Origin of the sequence: Pseudomonas sp. WPR_5_2 (genome assembly GCF_003634475.1) — a bacterium.
GTDB classification, from domain to species: domain Bacteria; phylum Pseudomonadota; class Gammaproteobacteria; order Pseudomonadales; family Pseudomonadaceae; genus Aquipseudomonas; species Aquipseudomonas izuensis.
Genome location: NZ_RBLA01000006.1, coordinates 466257 through 484551 on the forward strand (window position 1 = coordinate 466257; position 18295 = coordinate 484551).

Consider the following 18295-nt stretch of genomic DNA (forward strand, 5'->3'; position numbering starts at 1 on the left):
TGAATAGTTACTGAAGCCTATAACAAACAGATTCTCGTGGAGCCTCGCTGATGAAATCCTATGAAGTCAATTTTGACGGTCTAGTGGGGCCGACCCATAACTACGGTGGCCTGTCCTACGGCAACGTCGCGTCCCAGAGCAACAGCCAGCAGTCTTCGAACCCGAAGGAAGCGGCCCTGCAAGGCCTGGCGAAGATGAAGGCGCTGATGGACATGGGCTTTCAGCAAGGCGTGCTGGCACCTCAGGAGCGCCCGGATGTGGCGGCTCTGCGTCGCCTTGGCTTTGGCGGAACCGACGCTGAAGTGATCGAGCGCGCTGCCAAAGAAGCGATGCCGCTGCTGGTCGCCAGTTGCTCGGCGTCGAGCATGTGGGTCGCCAACGCCGCTACCGTCAGCCCGAGTGCCGACACCGCGGACGGCCGCGTGCATTTCACGGCCGCCAACCTCAATTGCAAATACCACCGCAGCATCGAACACCCGACCACCAGCCGCGTGCTGGGGGCGATGTTCGCCGACCAGAAACACTTCGCACACCACGCCGCGTTGCCGGCCGTGGCGCAATTCGGTGACGAAGGCGCGGCCAACCACACGCGTTTCTGCCGTGAATACGGCGAAGCCGGCGTCGAGTTCTTCGTCTTCGGCCGCAGCGCGTTCGACACCCGCTACCCGGCTCCGCAGAAGTACCCGGCACGCCAGACCCTTGAAGCGTCCCAGGCCGTCGCTCGCCTGCACGGCTTGAAGGATGACGGTGTGGTCTACGCCCAGCAGAACCCGTCTGTGATCGATCAGGGCGTGTTCCACAACGACGTGATCGCCGTGGGCAACGGTGAAGTGCTGTTCTATCACGAGGACGCGTTCCTCGAGACCGAACAGATGTTGGCTGAATTGCAGAGCAAACTCGCCAAGGTCGGTGGGAAATTTCAGTCGATCTGTGTGCCACGTTCCGCAGTAACCGTCGAAGACGCGGTTCGGTCCTACCTGTTCAACAGCCAATTGCTGTCGCGTGCTGACGGCTCCATGCTGTTGATCGTGCCGGAAGAATGCCGTGGCAATGAGCGTGTCTGGCAATACCTGCAGAGTTTGACCAGTTCCGGCGGCCTGATCCGCGAGGTGAAGGTTTTCGATCTCAAGCAAAGCATGCAGAACGGCGGTGGCCCTGCTTGCCTGAGGTTGCGCGTCGCGCTCAACGAAACCGAACTGGCGGCGGTCAATCCAGGGGTTATCATGACGGCACCGTTGTACGGCACGTTGACCGAATGGGTTAACAAGCACTACCGCGACCGCATGACCGAAAACGATCTCGCGGACCCGCAATTGCTGCTTGAGTGCCGGACGGCACTGGATGAACTGACGCAAATCCTTAAACTGGGCGCGGTTTATCCATTCCAGATCAATTGATCGACGGCGCGCTTTCGGACACGACAGCGCGCCGCTTCATCTCAAACGAGAGCGTTATTACATGAGCGACAAACTGCAGCTGATCCTTGAAGACACCGACGGCACGCAATTGGAAACCTCCTGCACCCGCGTCGCGGTCATGTGGCAAGGCAAAGAGCTGTGGATCCAGCACGATGGCCGCGGGCAGTTGCTGATCGGCGTGGACGTCGAAGAAGGCGACGCCGAATACGCCAATCTGCTGCTGCGCCCATTGGCGACTAATCTGGTAAGTCTGCAACTGGAAATGGAACCGGCTGAAGTCGGCGACGAAGACCACGTTCACGGCCCGGATTGCAATCACGATCACTAAGGAAACCGCTCTATGCTCGCCCTCGGCAAACTGCTTGAACTGACCCTCGCCGGCCGCGAACCGGCGGAGAAGACTCAACTGACTGTCGAAGGCGTGCGCATGCGCTGGTTGAGCGAGGGTGCGCTGGAAGTCCGGCCGCCCGAAGCGCGTGACAATGGCCTGGATCTGCTGCTGTCCGCAGGGATCCATGGCAACGAAACAGCGCCGATCGAATTGCTTGATCGGTTGTTGCATGACATCGCTCGCGGCGATCTGAAGCCGTGCGCCCGTATTCTGTTCCTGTTCGGCAACCCCGAAGCGATTCGCAAGGGCGAGCGTTTCGTCGAGCAGGACGTCAATCGGCTATTCAATGGCCGTCACGAACAAAGCAGCGGCTCGGAAGCCTTGCGCGCCTGTGAGCTCGAGCGGCTGGCCGCCAGTTTCTTCAGCCTGCCGGATCGCCAGCGCCTGCACTACGACCTGCATACCGCGATCCGCGGCTCGAAAATCGAGCAGTTCGCGTTGTACCCCTGGAAAGAAGGGCGCCAGCATTCGCGCCAGGAACTGGCCCGCTTGCGCGCCGCCGGCATGGAGGCGGTGCTGCTGCAGAACAAGCCGTCCATCGTTTTCAGTTCCTACACCTACGACAAGCTCGGGGCAGAGTCCTTTACCCTCGAACTGGGTAAGGCGCGGCCATTCGGGCAGAACGACGGCGTTAACGTCTCGCTGCTGGAAAACCGTCTCAAGCAAATCATCGAAGGCAACGAGCCGGAGTCGACCGAGGCGGCGCTGGACGGATTGCAACTGTTCAGCGTGGCACGGGAAATCATCAAGCACAGCGATAGCTTCCGCTTGAACCTGCCAGCGGACATCGAGAATTTTTCCGAATTGGACGTGGGGTATTTGCTGGCGGAAGACATCGCCAATACCCGCTGGATCATCGAGGAGGAGGGCGCCCGGATTATCTTCCCGAACCCCAAGGTGAAGAATGGCCTGCGCGCCGGCATCCTGATCGTGCCAACCAGCGACGATAACCTCGCCTGATTACGAACTCGGGTTCGCCATGGAACCCATGTGGGAGCGAGCCTGCTCGCGAAGGCGTAGTGTCGGTCAACATCCATTCTGAATGTGACACCGCTTTCGCGAGCAGGCTCGCTCCCACAGGTTTTACAGTGCTTACACCGCTACTGCGCGGTGTTCAGTGCGACGCAATGCTCGTATTTTTTTCAACGTATCCGCACACGTCCTCGCCGCTTCCTGGCCTTTATGCACGAAATGTTCGAAGAAGAACTTGTGGTGCTCTTCGCCGGCATGGAAGTGGTGCGGGGTCAGGGACACCGAGAACACCGGCACTTCGGTTTCCAGCTGAACCTGCATCAAGCCGCTGACTACCGACTGGGCGACGAACTCGTGACGGTAGATGCCGCCGTCCACCACCAGGGCTGCCGCGACGATGCCGGCATAACGGCCGGTCTTGGCCAGCAACTTGGCGTGCAAGGGCATTTCAAAGGCGCCGCCGACTTCGAAGAAATCGATGTCGGACTCCTGATAACCCTGGGCAATCATTTCGGCGACGAAGCCTTTACGGCTCTGGTCAACAATATCCTTGTGCCAGCAGGCCTGGATGAACGCAACGCGCTCGCCCTGATGGTGTTTGCTTTTGCTGTCGATTGCGGTGGGTTGCATGTTCTGACTCCTGTTTGTGTGAAAAACAGGGCGTTATGAATCGAAGGGGATTTCAGGGTACGCGCGCTCGCACGAATGCTGCGCAGGGCCCATCGGTAACAATCCCGTTCTCTCTTCATCCGGACTATGACCGTCGGCCCCGGAATCACACCGGGTCTGCTGACCTTGCCGCCAGTCACCGCCGAAGCCGTGCCGTCACCAAGCGCTCGCGGGCTATGCGCGTTGCGCGCAATTACCGCCGGTGGGGAGTTGCACCCCGCCCTGAGAACGTTTTGCCGTCAGATTGTTTGGCGGCGCAGCTTTTTTAACACATATTTCTCACCTGTGCATCGCTGCTATCTGATGATTCTTATCGACTTTTTCGTCGGTTCAACAAGCCTTTTCCTACACAAGGGTTGATTATTCAGCGGCATGACCGCAGTAATTCCTACCTGAAAGGGATTTTCCCCTGCTAACCGAGGCCAGATTCATGAGCGTTATCGATCTTCGCAGCGATACAGTCACCCAACCCACCGCCGGCATGCTCGATGCGATGACCACCGCGGCCACCGGAGACGATGTTTATGGCGAAGATCCGACGGTCAATCGGCTGGAAGCTGAATTGGCAACGCGCCTGGGGTTTGCCGCGGCGTTGTTTGTCCCGACCGGCACCATGAGCAATCTGCTGGGGTTGATGGCCCATTGCGAGCGCGGTGACGAGTACATCGTCGGCCAACAAGCGCACACCTATAAATACGAAGGGGGCGGCGCGGCGGTGCTTGGCTCGATTCAGCCGCAGCCACTGGAAGTGCAAGCCGATGGTTCGCTGGACCTGGCGCAAGTCGCTGCCGCGATCAAGCCGGATGACTTCCACTTTGCCCGCACTCGACTGCTGGCACTGGAAAACACCATGCAGGGCAAGGTTCTGCCCCTGGAATACCTGGCCCGGGCCCGCCGCTTTACCCGCGAGCACGGGCTGCAGTTGCATCTGGACGGTGCGCGGTTGTACAACGCGGCGGTCAAGCTGGGTGTCGATGCCCGGGAAATCACCCGGCATTTCGATTCCGTCTCGGTCTGCCTGTCCAAAGGCCTGGGCGCGCCGGTCGGTTCGGTGTTGTGCGGCTCGGCGGAGTTGATCGCCAAGGCGCGGCGCCTGCGCAAGATGGTCGGCGGCGGCATGCGCCAGGCCGGAATCCTGGCGGCGGCTGGTTTGTATGCATTGGACAACAACGTTCAGCGCCTGGCCGACGACCACGCCAACGCCCAATTGCTGGCCGAAGGCCTGCGCGCGGCGGGTTATGAGGTCGAGCCGGTACAGACCAACATGGTTTATGTGAACATGGGTGACCGGGCCGAGGCGATCAAGGCCTTTGCCGCTGAACGCGGGGTCAGGCTGAGCGCCGCCGCACGCCTGCGGATGGTCACGCACATGGACGTCAGCGCTGCGCAAATCGAGCAGGTCGTCGCGACATTCGTCGACTTTTCACGTAAGTGATAGCGTTAGCCGTCCAATTGACCGTTTCTATCGTATAAACACGCTGTACCCCGCGCACAGGGCCGATATAATGCGGCCCTTTGCCGTCGTTTCGTCTGTTGACGTTTCGAACAGGCCTTTGGCCGCAGCCTCCGTGGAAGAACCTAATGAAAAGCGCAGAAATCCGTGAAGCCTTCCTTCGCTTCTTCGAAGAGCAAGGCCACACCCGTGTAGCCTCCAGCTCTTTGATTCCGGGCAACGACCCAACCCTGCTGTTCACCAACGCGGGGATGAACCAGTTCAAGGACTGCTTCCTGGGCCAGGAAAAACGCGCGTACACCCGCGCCGTCAGCAGCCAGAAATGCGTGCGCGCCGGCGGCAAGCACAACGACCTGGAAAACGTCGGTTATACCGCTCGTCACCACACATTCTTCGAAATGCTGGGCAACTTCAGCTTCGGCGATTACTTCAAGCATGACGCAATCACCTACGCCTGGAACTTCCTGACCTCCGACAAGTGGCTGAACCTGCCAAAGGAAAAGCTGTGGGTCACGGTCTACGCCAGCGATGACGAAGCGTATGACATCTGGACCAAGGAAATCGGTGTTCCGGCCGAGCGCATGGTTCGCATCGGCGACAACAAGGGCGCGCCGTACGCTTCCGACAACTTCTGGACCATGGGCGACACTGGCCCGTGTGGTCCTTGCACCGAGATTTTCTACGATCACGGCGCCGACATCTGGGGTGGCCCACCGGGCTCGCCGGAAGAAGACGGCGACCGTTACATCGAAATCTGGAACAACGTGTTCATGCAGTTCAACCGCACCGCCGATGGCGTGTTGCACCCGCTGCCAGCACCGTCGGTGGATACCGGCATGGGCCTGGAGCGGATCAGTGCCGTGCTGCAGCACGTTCACTCGAACTATGAAATCGACCTGTTCCAGAGCCTGTTGAGCGCATCGGCCAAGGCCATCGGTTGCACCAACGATGCTCAGGCTTCGCTGAAAGTCGTGGCCGACCACATTCGTTCCTGCGGTTTCCTGATTGCCGATGGCGTGCTGCCGTCCAACGAAGGCCGCGGCTACGTGCTGCGCCGGATCATTCGTCGTGCTTGCCGTCATGGCAACAAGCTGGGCGCCAAGGGCAGCTTCTTCTACCAGATCGTCGCGGCCCTGGTCGCCGAGATGGGCGAAGCCTTCCCGGAGCTGAAATCCCAGCAGGCACACATCGAACGCGTGCTGAAAGCCGAAGAAGAGCAATTCGCCAAGACCCTGGAGCAGGGGCTGAAAATCCTCGAGCAGGATCTGGCCGAGCTCAAGGGCGACGTGGTGCCGGGCGATGTCGTGTTCAAACTCTACGACACCTACGGCTTCCCGATGGACCTGACCGGCGATATCGCCCGTGAGCGCAGCCTGACCATCGACGAAGAAGGCTTCGAGCGCGAAATGGAAGCCCAGCGCGTCCGTGCACGTTCCGCCAGTTCCTTCGGCATGGATTACAACAGCCTGGTCAAGGTCGACGTGGACACCGAGTTCACCGGTTATACCGCTCACAGCGGTTCGGCAAAGATCGTTGCTCTCTATAAGGACGGGCAATCGGTCGACGTCTTGAATGAAGGCGAAGAAGGCGTGGTGGTTCTGAACCAGACGCCGTTCTATGCGGAATCCGGTGGTCAGATCGGTGATTGCGGCTTCCTCCAGGCTGGCGCTGCGCGTTTCGACGTGCGCGACACCACCAAGACCGGCGGCGCGTTCCTGCATCACGGCGTGCTTGACTCGGGCAGCCTGATTGTAGGTGCCCCGGTCGAGACTCATGTCGATGCCGAAGTGCGTCACGCGACGTCGCTGAACCACTCGGCAACTCACTTGCTGCACGCCGCATTGCGCCAGGTGCTGGGCGATCACGTTCAGCAGAAAGGCTCGCTGGTCGACAGTCAGCGCCTGCGCTTTGACTTCAGTCACTTCGAAGCCATCAAGCCTGAACAGCTGAAAGCGCTGGAAGAGATCGTCAACGCCGAGATTCGCAAGAACTCCGAAGTTGAAACCGAAGAAACCGACATCGAAACCGCCAAGCAGAAAGGCGCCATGGCGCTGTTCGGCGAGAAGTACGGCGACAGCGTGCGTGTGCTGAGCATGGGCGGCGATTTCTCCGTCGAACTGTGTGGTGGTATCCACGCCAACCGTACCGGCGACATTGGCCTGCTGAAAATCATCAGCGAAGGCGGTGTGGCTTCGGGTGTGCGTCGTATCGAGGCAGTCACCGGTGCTGCGGCACTGGCCTACTTGAATGCGGCGGAAGAACAACTCAAGGAAGCGGCCAACCTGGTCAAGGGTAGCCGCGACAACCTGATCGACAAGCTGTCGGCTGTGCTGGAGCGCAACCGTCTGCTGGAGAAGCAACTCGAGCAGTTGCAAGCCAAGGCAGCCAGCGCGGCCGGCGACGATCTGTCGGCGCAAGCGCTGGACGTCAAAGGTGTGAAAGTGCTGGCCGTGCGTCTGGACGGTCAGGACGGCAAGGCATTGCTGGCGCTGGTTGATCAGCTGAAAAACAAACTCGGTCGCGCAGTGATCCTGCTCGGCAGTGTCCATGAGGAAAAGGTCGTTCTGGTTGCAGGCGTAACCAAAGACCTGACTGGCCAACTCAAAGCCGGTGATTTGATGAAGCAAGCCGCTGCGGCAGTGGGCGGGAAGGGCGGTGGTCGTCCAGACATGGCGCAGGGCGGTGGTACTGACGCCGGCGCACTGGATGCGGCACTGGCGCTGACCGTTCCGTTTGTAGAGCAGGGTTTATAAGGCAGTGCTTGCGGCCCGCAGTCTAGTGGCGGGCCGCAACGCTGTTTGAGTGATTATTTGGGCGCCCTTCATGGGCAGAGGCGGCTTTGAAATGGCTTTGATCGTACAGAAATTTGGAGGCACCTCGGTCGGTACTGTCGAGAGAATCGAGCAGGTCGCCGACAAGGTTAAGAAATTCCGCGATGCCGGCGATGACCTGGTGGTTGTGCTGTCTGCAATGAGCGGCGAAACCAACCGTCTGATCGATCTGGCCAAGCAAATCAGTGGCGATGGCCAGCCGGTTCCGCGTGAACTGGATGTGATCGTGTCCACCGGTGAGCAGGTGACGATTGCCCTGTTGGCCATGGCGCTGATCAAGCGCGGCGTGCCTGCGGTGTCCTACACCGGCAACCAGGTACGGATCCTGACGGATAGCGCGCACAATAAAGCGCGTATCTTGCAGATTGATGACCAGAAGATCCGCGGCGACCTGAAGGCCGGTCGTGTCGTGGTTGTTGCCGGTTTCCAGGGCGTTGACGAGCACGGCAACATCACCACCCTCGGTCGTGGCGGCTCCGACACCACCGGCGTGGCCCTGGCGGCAGCCCTGAAGGCTGACGAATGCCAGATCTACACCGACGTCGACGGCGTATACACCACTGACCCGCGTGTGGTGTCCGTGGCACAGCGCCTGGACAAGATTACCTTTGAAGAGATGCTGGAAATGGCCAGCCTCGGTTCCAAGGTGTTGCAGATCCGTGCGGTGGAATTCGCCGGCAAGTACAACGTTCCGCTGCGCGTATTGCACAGCTTCAAGGAGGGTCCGGGCACCCTCATTACTATTGATGAAGAGGAAACCATGGAACAGCCGATCATTTCCGGCATCGCTTTCAACCGCGATGAAGCCAAGCTGACCATCCGTGGCGTGCCAGACACCCCGGGCGTAGCGTTCAAGATTCTCGGCCCTATCAGTGCCGCGAACATCGAAGTCGACATGATCGTGCAGAACGTTGCGCACGATAACACCACCGACTTCACCTTCACCGTGCACCGTAATGATTACCAGGCTGCGCAAGCCGTTCTGGAAAACACCGCTAGTGAGATTGGTGCCCGTGAAGTCGTTGGCGACACCAAGATCGCCAAGGTTTCGATCGTTGGTGTTGGCATGCGCTCTCACGCAGGCGTAGCCAGCCGCATGTTCGAATCCCTGGCCAAGGAAAGCATCAACATCCAGATGATCTCGACTTCGGAGATCAAAGTCTCTGTAGTGATCGAAGAGAAGTATCTGGAGCTGGCTGTGCGCGCCCTGCACACAGCTTTCGATCTGGACGCGCCGGCCCGCCAGGGCGAGTGATGCGTTTGCCAAAAGGCGCGGTCTGACCGCGCCTTTTGTTTTTTTGAATGGCGTGACCCCGAGGCTGTTCTTTTGCTCGCGCTAGTCAATACTCAGGCATGTAGGCCGCGACCGCTTTGGTTGTAGGTCGAGTGCCTTTTTTTTGCAGACTGTTGTCCCTGAAATGTAAGGCGTGAGGAGAAAGGTATGTTGATTCTGACTCGTCGGTGCGCAGAAAGCCTGATTATTGGTGATGGCGAAATCACCGTGACCGTGCTCGGCGTCAAAGGAAATCAAGTGCGTATTGGGGTGAACGCGCCTAAAGAGGTGGCTGTCCACCGTGAGGAAATTTACCTGCGCATCAAGAAAGAGAAGGACGAAGAACCAAGCCATTAATTTTTATCGTTTTTTATGTTTGCAAACGGGGAAGAAGCTGGTTAATATACGCCCCGTGTTGCGGAGAGCTGGCCGAGTGGCCGAAGGCGCTCCCCTGCTAAGGGAGTACACCTCAAAAGGGTGTCGGGGGTTCGAATCCCCCGTTCTCCGCCATTATTTGCGTAGTACGTTGTAATCTGGCTTCTTCGGTAAGTTGTTGAAATTACTAGAAAAAGTGTTTGACATAGAGATTAGACGGCCTATAATGCGCGGCAACAAATGCACTCGTAGCTCAGCTGGATAGAGTACTCGGCTACGAACCGAGCGGTCACAGGTTCGAATCCTGTCGAGTGCACCATTTAAGAGTTGTTTGCAGTGATGTGAGCTACTCTGTTTCAACCAGTTGTGGTCTGGTCTAAAAACACAAAATGCACTCGTAGCTCAGCTGGATAGAGTACTCGGCTACGAACCGAGCGGTCACAGGTTCGAATCCTGTCGAGTGCACCATACAAACAAAAAGCCCGCCTTTAAAGCGGGCTTTTTGCCGTCTGGGATTTGGTTTTTCCTTTCGTGCATCCTCTCTCATCGAATTCTATGTAGGCGCTACGACCTCGCTTGGTTTCGTAGCGGTAGCTCGTGCTCGAATTCCGAATACTGATCTTGCTCGGCTTGCCGAGAGCGCTTTCGACGTCTTGCTGAGTCATGCCTGCAATAATCCGTTGATTGAGAATGGCTTCGCGTCGCTCTCTCGCACTGATCTGGCTTCCACATTTGTCCTCTGTCTTACCGACAACGGTTGGATCTCTGTCTTGAATCTTCACGCCTGAAGTTGCGCGAGATTCGGCTTCGGGCATGAGGGTGGGCGCCACGCTGCCGGCTGTTGGTGTGAGGACTTCATGGGCCGTAAGGCTTTCGCCGATCGCACAGCTCAGCGTCGTATAGGTGATATGCCCGTTGGGTGCCTCGCATCGGTGAATGGTCGTGGCAAGCGCACAGGGTGGACAGAGTAGGGCGATAAGAAAACAGAACTGCGCGTTCGATGACATCAAGCGTCCTCCGTGACGATTGGCTTCAAGGGTAGCCGCCACATTTTTCCGCTGTGGTGTGTTTTCTTTTCAGGATGAGTCGTCGCAGTTTGAAGGATCAGGACGGCGCTCAAGTTTGTCTTGCAAGCGCTTGTTTCAGCCGCGATTTTTTAACATTTAAAACCGTCAGGCGGTGTATCATTGCGCCCGTCAGCCCCGCCGGGGCTTGTGGAATACCTCCATGGACTTACCCAGTAGTTACTCAGTAAACCGTTTTTCCAATCATGAATTGACTGATTGATCCTTCCGGCGTGCTCCACTGCTGGGAGTGGAGTTCGCCTATGTCTGAAATTGAAGTAAAGAAAACACAGGAAAGCTTGCAGGACCGCCTCGCTCAAGTTGTTGAGCTGTTGCAGCGTCAGCGAGTGGTTGAAGACCTGACTCACCGCCAGGAAGGCCCGCATCATGACCGGGTCGAAAACCTGGTTCACCGGCAGAACCTCGTCGAACTGCAGCGCAAGCTCGATGATCTGCACTCCGCCGACGTTGCCTACATCCTTGAAGCCTTGCCGCTGGACGATCGTCTGACACTCTGGCAATTGGTCAAGGCTGATCGCGACGGCGACATTCTTCTCGAAGTATCCGACTCGGTCCGTGAAACCCTGATCGCCGACATGGACGATCACGAGCTCCTGGCTGCGGCCAAGGACATGGATGCAGACGAACTCGCTGACCTGGCCTCCGAGCTGCCGCGAGACGTCGTCCACGAGTTGATGGAAACCCTCGATGCCCAGCAGCGCGAACGCGTACGGTCTGCTTTGTCCTATGACGAGGAGCAGGTCGGTGCATTGATGGACTTCGAAATGGTGACCATCCGCGAGGATGTCAGTCTCGAAGTGGTTCTGCGTTACTTGCGGCGACTCAAGGAGTTGCCTGGCCATACGGACAAACTGTTCGTGGTCGACTACGACGGTGTCCTCAAGGGTGTGCTTCCGATCAAGCGTTTGCTGGTCAATGATCCGGAGAAGCAGGTTTCTGAAGTCATGGCCAGCGACCCGGTGAGTTTTCATCCGGACGAAGAAGCCTACGATGCCGCCCAGGCGTTTGAGCGTTATGACCTGATTTCCGCACCAGTGGTCGATAAAAACGGCAAACTGATTGGTCGTCTGACCATCGATGAGATGGTCGACCTGATTCGTGAAGAGAGCGAAAACGAAGTTCTCAACATGGCGGGTCTGCGTGAAGAAGAAGATATTTTTGCATCGGTCTGGAAGTCATTGCGCAACCGTTGGGCTTGGCTGGCGATAAATTTGATCACCGCATTCGTTGCATCTCGGGTGATTGGTCTGTTCGAGGGTTCCATCGAGAAGCTTGTGGCGCTTGCGGCGTTGATGCCGATCGTGGCGGGTATCGGTGGCAACTCCGGTAACCAGACCATCACCATGATCGTTCGAGCCATGGCGCTGGATCAGGTGAGCACCGGTAATACTTCGCGACTTATGCGCAAGGAATTGGCGGTTGCACTGATCAATGGTGTGGTCTGGGGTGGGGTGATCGGCGTTGTTGCTTACCTGCTTTACGGCAGCTGGTCTTTGGGAGTGGTGATGACTGCTGCCATGACCCTAAACCTGTTGCTTGCGGCGTTGATGGGGGTTTTGATTCCGATGACGCTCGCGCGGCTTGGGCGCGACCCGGCGATGGGCGCGAGTGTAATGATCACGGCTATGACCGATAGCGGTGGCTTCTTTATTTTCCTTGGGCTGGCCACGATCTTCCTGCTCTGAGTTTCTTGCGAGAAAAAAACCCGCCATCCGCGGGTTTTTTTTATGCCCGAATTTCAGGCAAAAAAAAGCCAGCGATCAGGCTGGCTTGAGCTTTCAGTATTTGAATCAGGAGGCGTCAGCAGCCATCTCGGCATCATGGGCAATAAGTGAGACGAGAGCGTTTTGCTGGCGGTGAGAGAGTTGGCGGAAGCGTTGCAGCAATTCACGTTCGTGCAACGAGAGCTCTGGGCTGTCCAGGCGCATGCTTAGTTCTTCGCCCAGTGCGCCTTCCTGAATAAGGCTTTGCTCAAGGCGCGCGATGATTTCGGAGTTCATGCTGCGGTGATGATTGCGAGCCACCTCGGCAATGCGTTCACGCATTCCGTCTGGCAGACGTACGACGAACTTGTCAGCCGTACGGCTGGAATAAATTGCCTGTTTCAATGGGCGCATATATTTAACCGGTTAGTTCAGGGGAGCGGTTCTCGGGATTGGCCGCAGGATGTCTGATACGACAAGCGCAATGGCCAAATGTTCAACCTGAATTGATAGAGGCTGGCATCATGCCTCAAAGTTGCCAGATCATTGGCGTCAATTCTGTGACAAATATTGAACTGGATAAAGGCGTTATGCCAGCACCAATTATCAGAAATGCGGACTGGTTTGGAAAGCTGTCTGGGTCCGTATCGCTGACCGCGTCCTCAGCCCTACAGCCGAAGTCGAAATATCTGAGGGCATGTCATGCGGCTGTTCCTTACCTTTTACAGGATAGTGGCAAATGGCCGATTTACTAGAGGTGCGTGTGCAGTGAGGCCTATTTAGGATGGATGGCGAAAAGGGGGAGTGCCTCCGGGCCGACCACGACGGGGTCGTCTGGCCCGCTCGAATAGCAAATGCCTGGCGTTTCAGCTTGCTGCATGAGAGGAAAGTGAGAGGCTTACCGGTTTGCCTGGTAAAACTTCGCGGCTCAGTGGAGCATCTGCCTACACTTAAAAAGCCCACGGACGACATGACAAAGGCAGGCTTGCCCGTTAACATGCTCGCCGTCTACCGCTCTGCGTATCCTCGCAGACATTTGTGTCTCAGTAGCTCAATTGGATAGAGCATCCCCCTCCTAAGGGGAAGGTTGGCAGTTCTTATCAGGACATCAAGTTACTGCGCATTGGGATGTGTATTCTTTCCTTGTCTTAAGCCCCGTGAAATCTGGGGTTGTGTATGAGGTTACCGCCTTTTCTGCGCTGCGTATTCACGCAACGTTAGGGAGGGGGCTTCGCAACTGACTATGGCTTCGACAACTCAATTCTTACCCGGAGTACTCGCTGGGCTACCCTCGAATCGATTCTTTTTCCAGGGATTCAGAGGTTTGAGTCGAACGACTGTGTCTCTGGTGACGGGGCGCTGGCGAAAAATGTAGGAGCTCTGATTGTTTAACGCGTTGTTTTTCCTGTTCTTTGCTTGAATCTCGTCGCAAAAAAATCCAAGATGTATACGTTACGTCCTCTTAGTTCAACGGATAGAACGAGCCCCTCCTAAGGGCTAGATGCAGGTTCGATTCCTGCAGGGGACACATCCTTTCGCTAGCCATCCTTACGCATCGTTTTCTGTTACGGATGAATTTTGCTGCCTGGCGACGCCAGTCATTCCATCACGCGCCTAGCGTAGTGTTTAAGACCCAACCTCTTCGGAATGTGCTCTGAGCTCGGCTCGGTTTAAGTAGCGCCGAAGCTCATTTTTACCTACAAACCAAATACGAAAACCTGCCACTCTGATGAGTAGATAGGGAGCCTGGGTGTGATTCAGGCTAGGAAGGACGCATCGGTTAATAATGAGGAATTGGCGCGAGATGGGTCAGTGGTTGGATCACCGTAGGTTTTTGGCAGATCAGTCCTGACAGTCAGGTTCGGTAGAAAACGAAAGGCATCTGTGACAAGCGCTCGAAGGAGCCGCCCTTTTTTGCTGTCTTTCGATGCTGCCTATTTCAGCTTTCGCCATATCCGGTTGATAGTCGAAGTCGGAATACCAAGCGCGTCGGACGTTTCTTTCTGCGTCATCCCCTGTGCCTGGCAATGAAGCACAGCTTCTATTTTTTCGGGAGATGAGCGTTGGCCAGCCTTGCTAGGTACGAGTGAGCCATCAACGAATTGCTCGGGCAATCCTTTAATGACCCCCAAGTCGATGAGACCTTTTATCTCTACCCGGAGACCCTCTAGAACGTCGTCGTGAGTCAATTTTTTTTCAAAACATGATGCGACTATGAGGAGAGCCAACGGATCGACATTCAATGCTGAGGATGTCGTATTCAACATATCGAGGGTTATGCCGGTCTTGGCGTTCTCCAGATTGTATAGATGCTTGGGATCAATCTGGCCTTGAAGATCTTCCTTCGAAAGGCCCCGAGCAGATCGAACCAGTCGGAGTACTGCCGCCAGCGATTCCCTCATTGTCATGGCGAAACCTCAAAAGCGAGGATAAGGCCATATTGAGCAATCCCATGCCATGGAATATAATGCCTGAAATGGGATTGTGGTTCGCTTGGCTGTACATCCTGTAGGAGATCCTCAGGAAGCTCAGAATGACGGATCACTTTGGCTTTGGTGCGATAGGAGCTGATAAGTCATTTCGCCACCACCGGGTGAATTTCCGACTGCAATTTTTAAGGGACACATTTTCACTCCAGCGCGTTCGGTAGCTCTAATCAAAACATTAGTCATTAATTGACAGTGTGGATGGTCATTTTATGGGAGGAGATTCTGAAAATTCACTTGCTGTCAGACCTCCACCTCGAGTTCCAGGACTTCTCGCCTGCAACGCATGATGCGGATGTTGTCGTGTTGGCTGGGGACATCAATCTATTAGCCAGGGGGGTGGAGTGGGCGAACAAAGCGTTCCACTGCCCCGTGGTTTACGTCGCCGGAAATCACGAGTACTACAAAGGCCACCTTGATCGCACACTCCAAAAAATGCGTGAGAAGGCGCTCCCGCATGTTCACGTTCTAGAGAGCGATCAAGTAGTCATTGAAGGAGTGAGATTTCTTGGTACAACCGGCTGGACTGATTACGGGTCAACAGGAGACGTGACTGCTGCGCTTCATAGCGCCCAAGGATCTATGAATGATTACAGGCAGATCAGAACTGGAACTCAGTATCGGCGAGTCAAGCCAATCGAAGTCCTGAAAAAGTCGGAAATTGCGAAACGGTGGTTACTCTCGCAATTGTCCATAAAGCATCAAGGAAAGACAGTTGTCGTAACTCACCATGCGCCATCACCAGAGTGCGCCCCAGGTATTAAGTATGAGATGGGACACCTGGCCGCTGCCTACGTCAATGATTGGAAAGAATTTGCAGAATTCGATATAGACCTATGGGTTCACGGTCACACCCATGTTGGTTATCAAAAATCTATTCACGGCATACCACATGCATCCAACCCGCGTGGCTACCCGTTTGAAGACACGGGATTTGTATCTGATCTAGTGCTCACGATTTAAAGGTCAACGACGTACCAATAGAGTCTGTTTCCCAGGAGTGTGTTGTGTTCAGAACAAACGAGAGTCAGCTACAAGGCAGATTCAAAATGCCTAATGAAAACCTTCTTTTATGGAAAACCGTTGATCTTCCCCACAATCAAATTTCTTTCATTGTAGAAGGTGTAGGGTTCTTCGATGGGGCTCCCGGGCCAAGCATGCGCCTCTTCAGTGACGCAGAATCGGTTCAATCCATATGCAGTTCAGGAGACTCCGAATTTCTTGCTGTCACAAAAATATACCTCATCTCCCCGCCTTGGATGAACCGGCAGCATGAACGTCTGATGGAACCGCTTTCCGAAATCAGATTGCAAAGTTCTGACAAAGAACCACCGATCTATGAATTCGTCACTGCAGGGGGGCAAACCTACACAAGTGTTCGCGAGCACTCAACGACATGAGATGCGCATGGTGACTCTAAATGAAATCTCTCAGCTCCTATACGGTGCTGGAGAAGAGATACCTGGCTGGCTGGGATCTCAAGAAGACCTAATCGCTTTGGCAGCAAAGTCATTCCCAGGCAAAGCATTCTGTGTGGTGAAGCAATGGATTTTGATCGACCTCACCGTGACACCCGAAGAGAAGGAAAAGCTTACAAACCTAGGTCTGCTTCCCATGACGCTATTCGCTCACGAAGTCGTTTTCGATAGTCGAAATCGATTTCAGCCCAGCATGTGGGTACGCAGCAATTTCGGCGTGTCTTTCAGTGAGGCATGCATGTTTGAAACCAACAGCACGGTCTACCTCCTTTTGGGATCAGGCTTGAGAAAAGAGGCCAGTGTGGGTGCCGCTTTTTCCATGAAGGCCGGTTAAGCAATGACCGCCGCAATTACCTATCAAATCATTTTGGAGCTTTGGCCGGATGCCTGAAGTAATCGAATTGGAGTTTCATAGTAAGGATGTGAGCGACTTCCAGATGAGTCGCTTGGTGCGAGCAAGTCTTCGAAAATACAGCGTGCCCATCACAGCTTTTATCAGTGATGCGACGATCGCTGAGGACACATGCTTGGGGGTATCTTTCGATCACTCTGAGCATGATGATGCCTACCACAGAGCGGATGGTTCTATTCTCCGCACAGGTAAAATTCAGTCAGCAAGGAAAGAAGGGCGGTTTTGGGTGCTCGAAACTCAGGACGGTAATTACGTTATTGCTAGCTTCAAACGAGGCCTCGGTAGAGCGAGCTTTATCAAGCTACTCGAGTCCGCCGACCGTTTCTAAATGATGTTGAGAAATCCACTTTCTGATCTGGAGATAGGGGCCGGGACATGGCATATGAGCGATGGTCAGTAGCTCGGGCAATAGCTAATTTCGACGAGTTGCTTGATCAGGTAATCACGACTCGCAAACCGGTTTTCATCAAAGGTGAAAGTCGGACTGCGGTGCTCCTCTCAATGGATGAGTGGAAATCGATTCAGGACAAGCTCAATTCTCGAGCCCCGGCAGACCTCTGAAAATCGTTTGTTATGGCCTCTTACGGTTTCAATCGGCGCGCTCCGAGCCATGCGGAGCGCTTCAATCTGCCTCTATCCTGTGATGCCCATTTTGCCGTTAGACGGATTCACAGCTCGCCTTGGCTCAGTAACCGCATTCGTGCAGTAACCTCTGCAAAAAATCGCGCCGTCGTTGAACGATGCTCAAAATGAGATAGTCGCGGTCAGTGTCTCTCGCCGACAAATGTCCTGCGTCCACAAGACCATGGATGTAACCCTCGGCTCTGCCCCTTGCTTCGAGCAATGCCTCTTTGGATGTGCTTTTGTAGATGTCTTCAGCGATGAGCTGCCACCGCTTCATTTGACGCTGTCCAACCGCGTCGTCCGAAAATTTTGGTGCGTTGATCAGAGTGTTGAAATCGGCATGTGCGTTAGGTGTGTTCAAAGCGAAGTCTCGCAGCAGTTACGTCTCTGTCTAACCTACCATGCGCACACTTAATCGCTTGTTGCTGGCTGGCTTATCGGTTTCGATTTCCTGCAGGGGGTACCGCGACCACAAGGCTAGGCGCTTACGCGAAGAAGCGATCAAACCAGCGCGACATGCACATCGGAATGCATTAGTGATTTAGCTCTCATTGCCTCGGCACGATACGAGTTTTCGCTATCGACGGAGACGCTCGGGGACGCGGCAAAACTGAATTACCCCAAATTATGGATCAGCCATAATTATTGCTGAGCCATAATTTTTGCGTTCTCCGTTTAAGTTCGGTTGTCGCAAGCAGCGCCTGTAGCGATGATCGATTTGCAATATACTGTTAGGCAACTATCTAAAAGAGATCCGTCATGTCTAAGCTTGCAGAATTCCGTCAGCTCGAAAAAAATCTGGCCGAGCAGCTCCAAGCTCTCGAAGCCCTGAAAGACGATGCTGGCCTTAAAAAAGAAATTGAATTTGAGTCCAAGCTACGCGCTTTGCTAGCCGAGTATGGTTACAGCCTGAAAGACGTGATCAACCTACTTGATCCACAAGCTGGCCGTCGTGCTCCAGCCGTTGAGTCCAAAGCCGGCAGCCGCAAGCTGCGCCAAGTGAAGGTCTATAAGAACCCGCACACCGGCGAAGTTGTCGAAACCAAAGGCGGCAACCACAAGACGCTGAAGGAGTGGAAAGCACAGCACGGCGCCGCGACCGTTGAGTCTTGGCTGACCAAATGA

The 18295-nt window shown here is 55.4% G+C and carries 18 protein-coding genes, 4 tRNA genes and 1 riboswitch; of the genes, 18 read left to right on the plus strand and 4 right to left on the minus strand.

Annotated features, from left to right (window positions below; translation table 11 throughout):
• The first annotated feature begins 50 nt into the window (after positions 1-50).
• From astB to astE, 3 genes are all read left to right on the plus strand, one after another.
• The gene (gene astB, locus BJ917_RS23300; protein WP_121104734.1) at positions 51-1397 is read left to right on the plus strand and encodes an N-succinylarginine dihydrolase; all 1347 of its coding nucleotides are present in this window, start codon (positions 51-53) and stop codon (positions 1395-1397) included.
• Positions 1398-1458: 61 nt separating this feature from the next.
• Positions 1459-1746 carry a hypothetical protein gene (locus BJ917_RS23305; RefSeq protein ID WP_047532370.1) on the plus strand — a complete coding sequence of 96 codons (288 nt, stop codon included), beginning with the start codon at positions 1459-1461 and terminating at the stop codon, positions 1744-1746.
• 12 nt (positions 1747-1758) lie between these two features.
• Complete coding sequence (gene astE, locus BJ917_RS23310; RefSeq protein ID WP_096509445.1) at positions 1759-2769, plus strand: succinylglutamate desuccinylase; 1011 nt, start codon at positions 1759-1761, stop codon at positions 2767-2769.
• Positions 2770-2901: 132 nt separating this feature from the next.
• Here astE and BJ917_RS23320 read toward each other — a convergent pair whose 3' ends face one another.
• Entirely contained in the window at positions 2902-3411 is a 510-nt protein-coding gene (locus BJ917_RS23320; RefSeq protein WP_096509446.1) for a 6,7-dimethyl-8-ribityllumazine synthase, read from the minus strand.
• A gap of 102 nt (positions 3412-3513) precedes the next feature.
• Positions 3514-3684, minus strand: a riboswitch (FMN riboswitch).
• A gap of 196 nt (positions 3685-3880) precedes the next feature.
• Here BJ917_RS23320 and ltaE point away from each other — a divergent pair.
• The 7 genes from ltaE (at position 3881) to BJ917_RS23355 (ending at position 9850) form a co-directional block, all read left to right on the plus strand.
• Positions 3881-4885, plus strand: coding sequence for a low-specificity L-threonine aldolase (gene ltaE / locus BJ917_RS23325; RefSeq protein ID WP_096509447.1), 1005 nt, complete (start codon positions 3881-3883; stop codon positions 4883-4885).
• Between the two features lie 146 nt (positions 4886-5031).
• Positions 5032-7656: an alanine--tRNA ligase gene (alaS, locus tag BJ917_RS23330; RefSeq protein ID WP_121104736.1), complete on the plus strand. Its 2625-nt coding sequence runs from the start codon at positions 5032-5034 to the stop codon at positions 7654-7656.
• Between the two features lie 91 nt (positions 7657-7747).
• Positions 7748-8989, plus strand: coding sequence for an aspartate kinase (locus tag BJ917_RS23335; protein ID WP_096509449.1), 1242 nt, complete (start codon positions 7748-7750; stop codon positions 8987-8989).
• Positions 8990-9175: 186 nt separating this feature from the next.
• Positions 9176-9364, plus strand: a complete 189-nt coding sequence (gene csrA / locus BJ917_RS23340; protein WP_002554426.1) for a carbon storage regulator CsrA — start codon at positions 9176-9178, stop codon at positions 9362-9364.
• 62 nt (positions 9365-9426) lie between these two features.
• Positions 9427-9517, plus strand: a tRNA-Ser gene (locus tag BJ917_RS23345).
• Between the two features lie 107 nt (positions 9518-9624).
• Positions 9625-9701, plus strand: a tRNA-Arg gene (locus BJ917_RS23350).
• A 72-nt stretch (positions 9702-9773) separates the two neighbouring features.
• A tRNA-Arg gene (locus BJ917_RS23355) sits at positions 9774-9850 on the plus strand.
• Between the two features lie 20 nt (positions 9851-9870).
• Here BJ917_RS23355 and BJ917_RS23360 read toward each other — a convergent pair.
• Positions 9871-10389 carry a cell envelope protein SmpA gene (locus tag BJ917_RS23360; protein ID WP_121104738.1) on the minus strand — a complete coding sequence of 173 codons (519 nt, stop codon included), beginning with the start codon at positions 10387-10389 and terminating at the stop codon, positions 9871-9873.
• A gap of 320 nt (positions 10390-10709) precedes the next feature.
• Between BJ917_RS23360 and mgtE the strand changes: the two genes are divergently transcribed.
• Positions 10710-12152 carry a magnesium transporter gene (mgtE, locus tag BJ917_RS23365; RefSeq protein ID WP_096509451.1) on the plus strand — a complete coding sequence of 481 codons (1443 nt, stop codon included), beginning with the start codon at positions 10710-10712 and terminating at the stop codon, positions 12150-12152.
• A gap of 105 nt (positions 12153-12257) precedes the next feature.
• Here the strand turns inward: mgtE and BJ917_RS23370 are convergent, their stop codons facing one another.
• Positions 12258-12584 carry an Arc family DNA-binding protein gene (locus BJ917_RS23370; RefSeq protein ID WP_003178899.1) on the minus strand — a complete coding sequence of 109 codons (327 nt, stop codon included), beginning with the start codon at positions 12582-12584 and terminating at the stop codon, positions 12258-12260.
• 1042 nt (positions 12585-13626) lie between these two features.
• Here BJ917_RS23370 and BJ917_RS23385 point away from each other — a divergent pair.
• Positions 13627-13698: transfer RNA gene (locus BJ917_RS23385), tRNA-Arg, on the plus strand.
• Between the two features lie 406 nt (positions 13699-14104).
• Here the strand turns inward: BJ917_RS23385 and BJ917_RS23390 are convergent.
• Positions 14105-14578, minus strand: a complete 474-nt coding sequence (locus tag BJ917_RS23390; protein WP_121104742.1) for a helix-turn-helix domain-containing protein — start codon at positions 14576-14578, stop codon at positions 14105-14107.
• Between the two features lie 303 nt (positions 14579-14881).
• Between BJ917_RS23390 and BJ917_RS23395 the strand changes: the two genes are divergently transcribed.
• The 6 genes from BJ917_RS23395 to BJ917_RS23420 all read left to right on the plus strand — a co-directional run bounded on the left by BJ917_RS23395 (position 14882) and on the right by BJ917_RS23420 (position 18295).
• Positions 14882-15619: a metallophosphoesterase gene (locus BJ917_RS23395; RefSeq protein WP_121104869.1), complete on the plus strand. Its 738-nt coding sequence runs from the start codon at positions 14882-14884 to the stop codon at positions 15617-15619.
• Between the two features lie 86 nt (positions 15620-15705).
• Entirely contained in the window at positions 15706-16056 is a 351-nt protein-coding gene (locus tag BJ917_RS31815; RefSeq protein ID WP_147432583.1) for a hypothetical protein, read from the plus strand.
• A 7-nt stretch (positions 16057-16063) separates the two neighbouring features.
• Entirely contained in the window at positions 16064-16468 is a 405-nt protein-coding gene (locus BJ917_RS23400; RefSeq protein WP_121104744.1) for a hypothetical protein, read from the plus strand.
• Between the two features lie 49 nt (positions 16469-16517).
• Positions 16518-16874, plus strand: a complete 357-nt coding sequence (locus tag BJ917_RS23405; protein WP_121104745.1) for a hypothetical protein — start codon at positions 16518-16520, stop codon at positions 16872-16874.
• 47 nt (positions 16875-16921) lie between these two features.
• Complete coding sequence (locus tag BJ917_RS32845) at positions 16922-17107, plus strand: type II toxin-antitoxin system prevent-host-death family antitoxin (protein WP_121104747.1); 186 nt, start codon at positions 16922-16924, stop codon at positions 17105-17107.
• An 822-nt stretch (positions 17108-17929) separates the two neighbouring features.
• Positions 17930-18295 carry a histone-like nucleoid-structuring protein, MvaT/MvaU family gene (locus BJ917_RS23420; RefSeq protein WP_121104750.1) on the plus strand — a complete coding sequence of 122 codons (366 nt, stop codon included), beginning with the start codon at positions 17930-17932 and terminating at the stop codon, positions 18293-18295.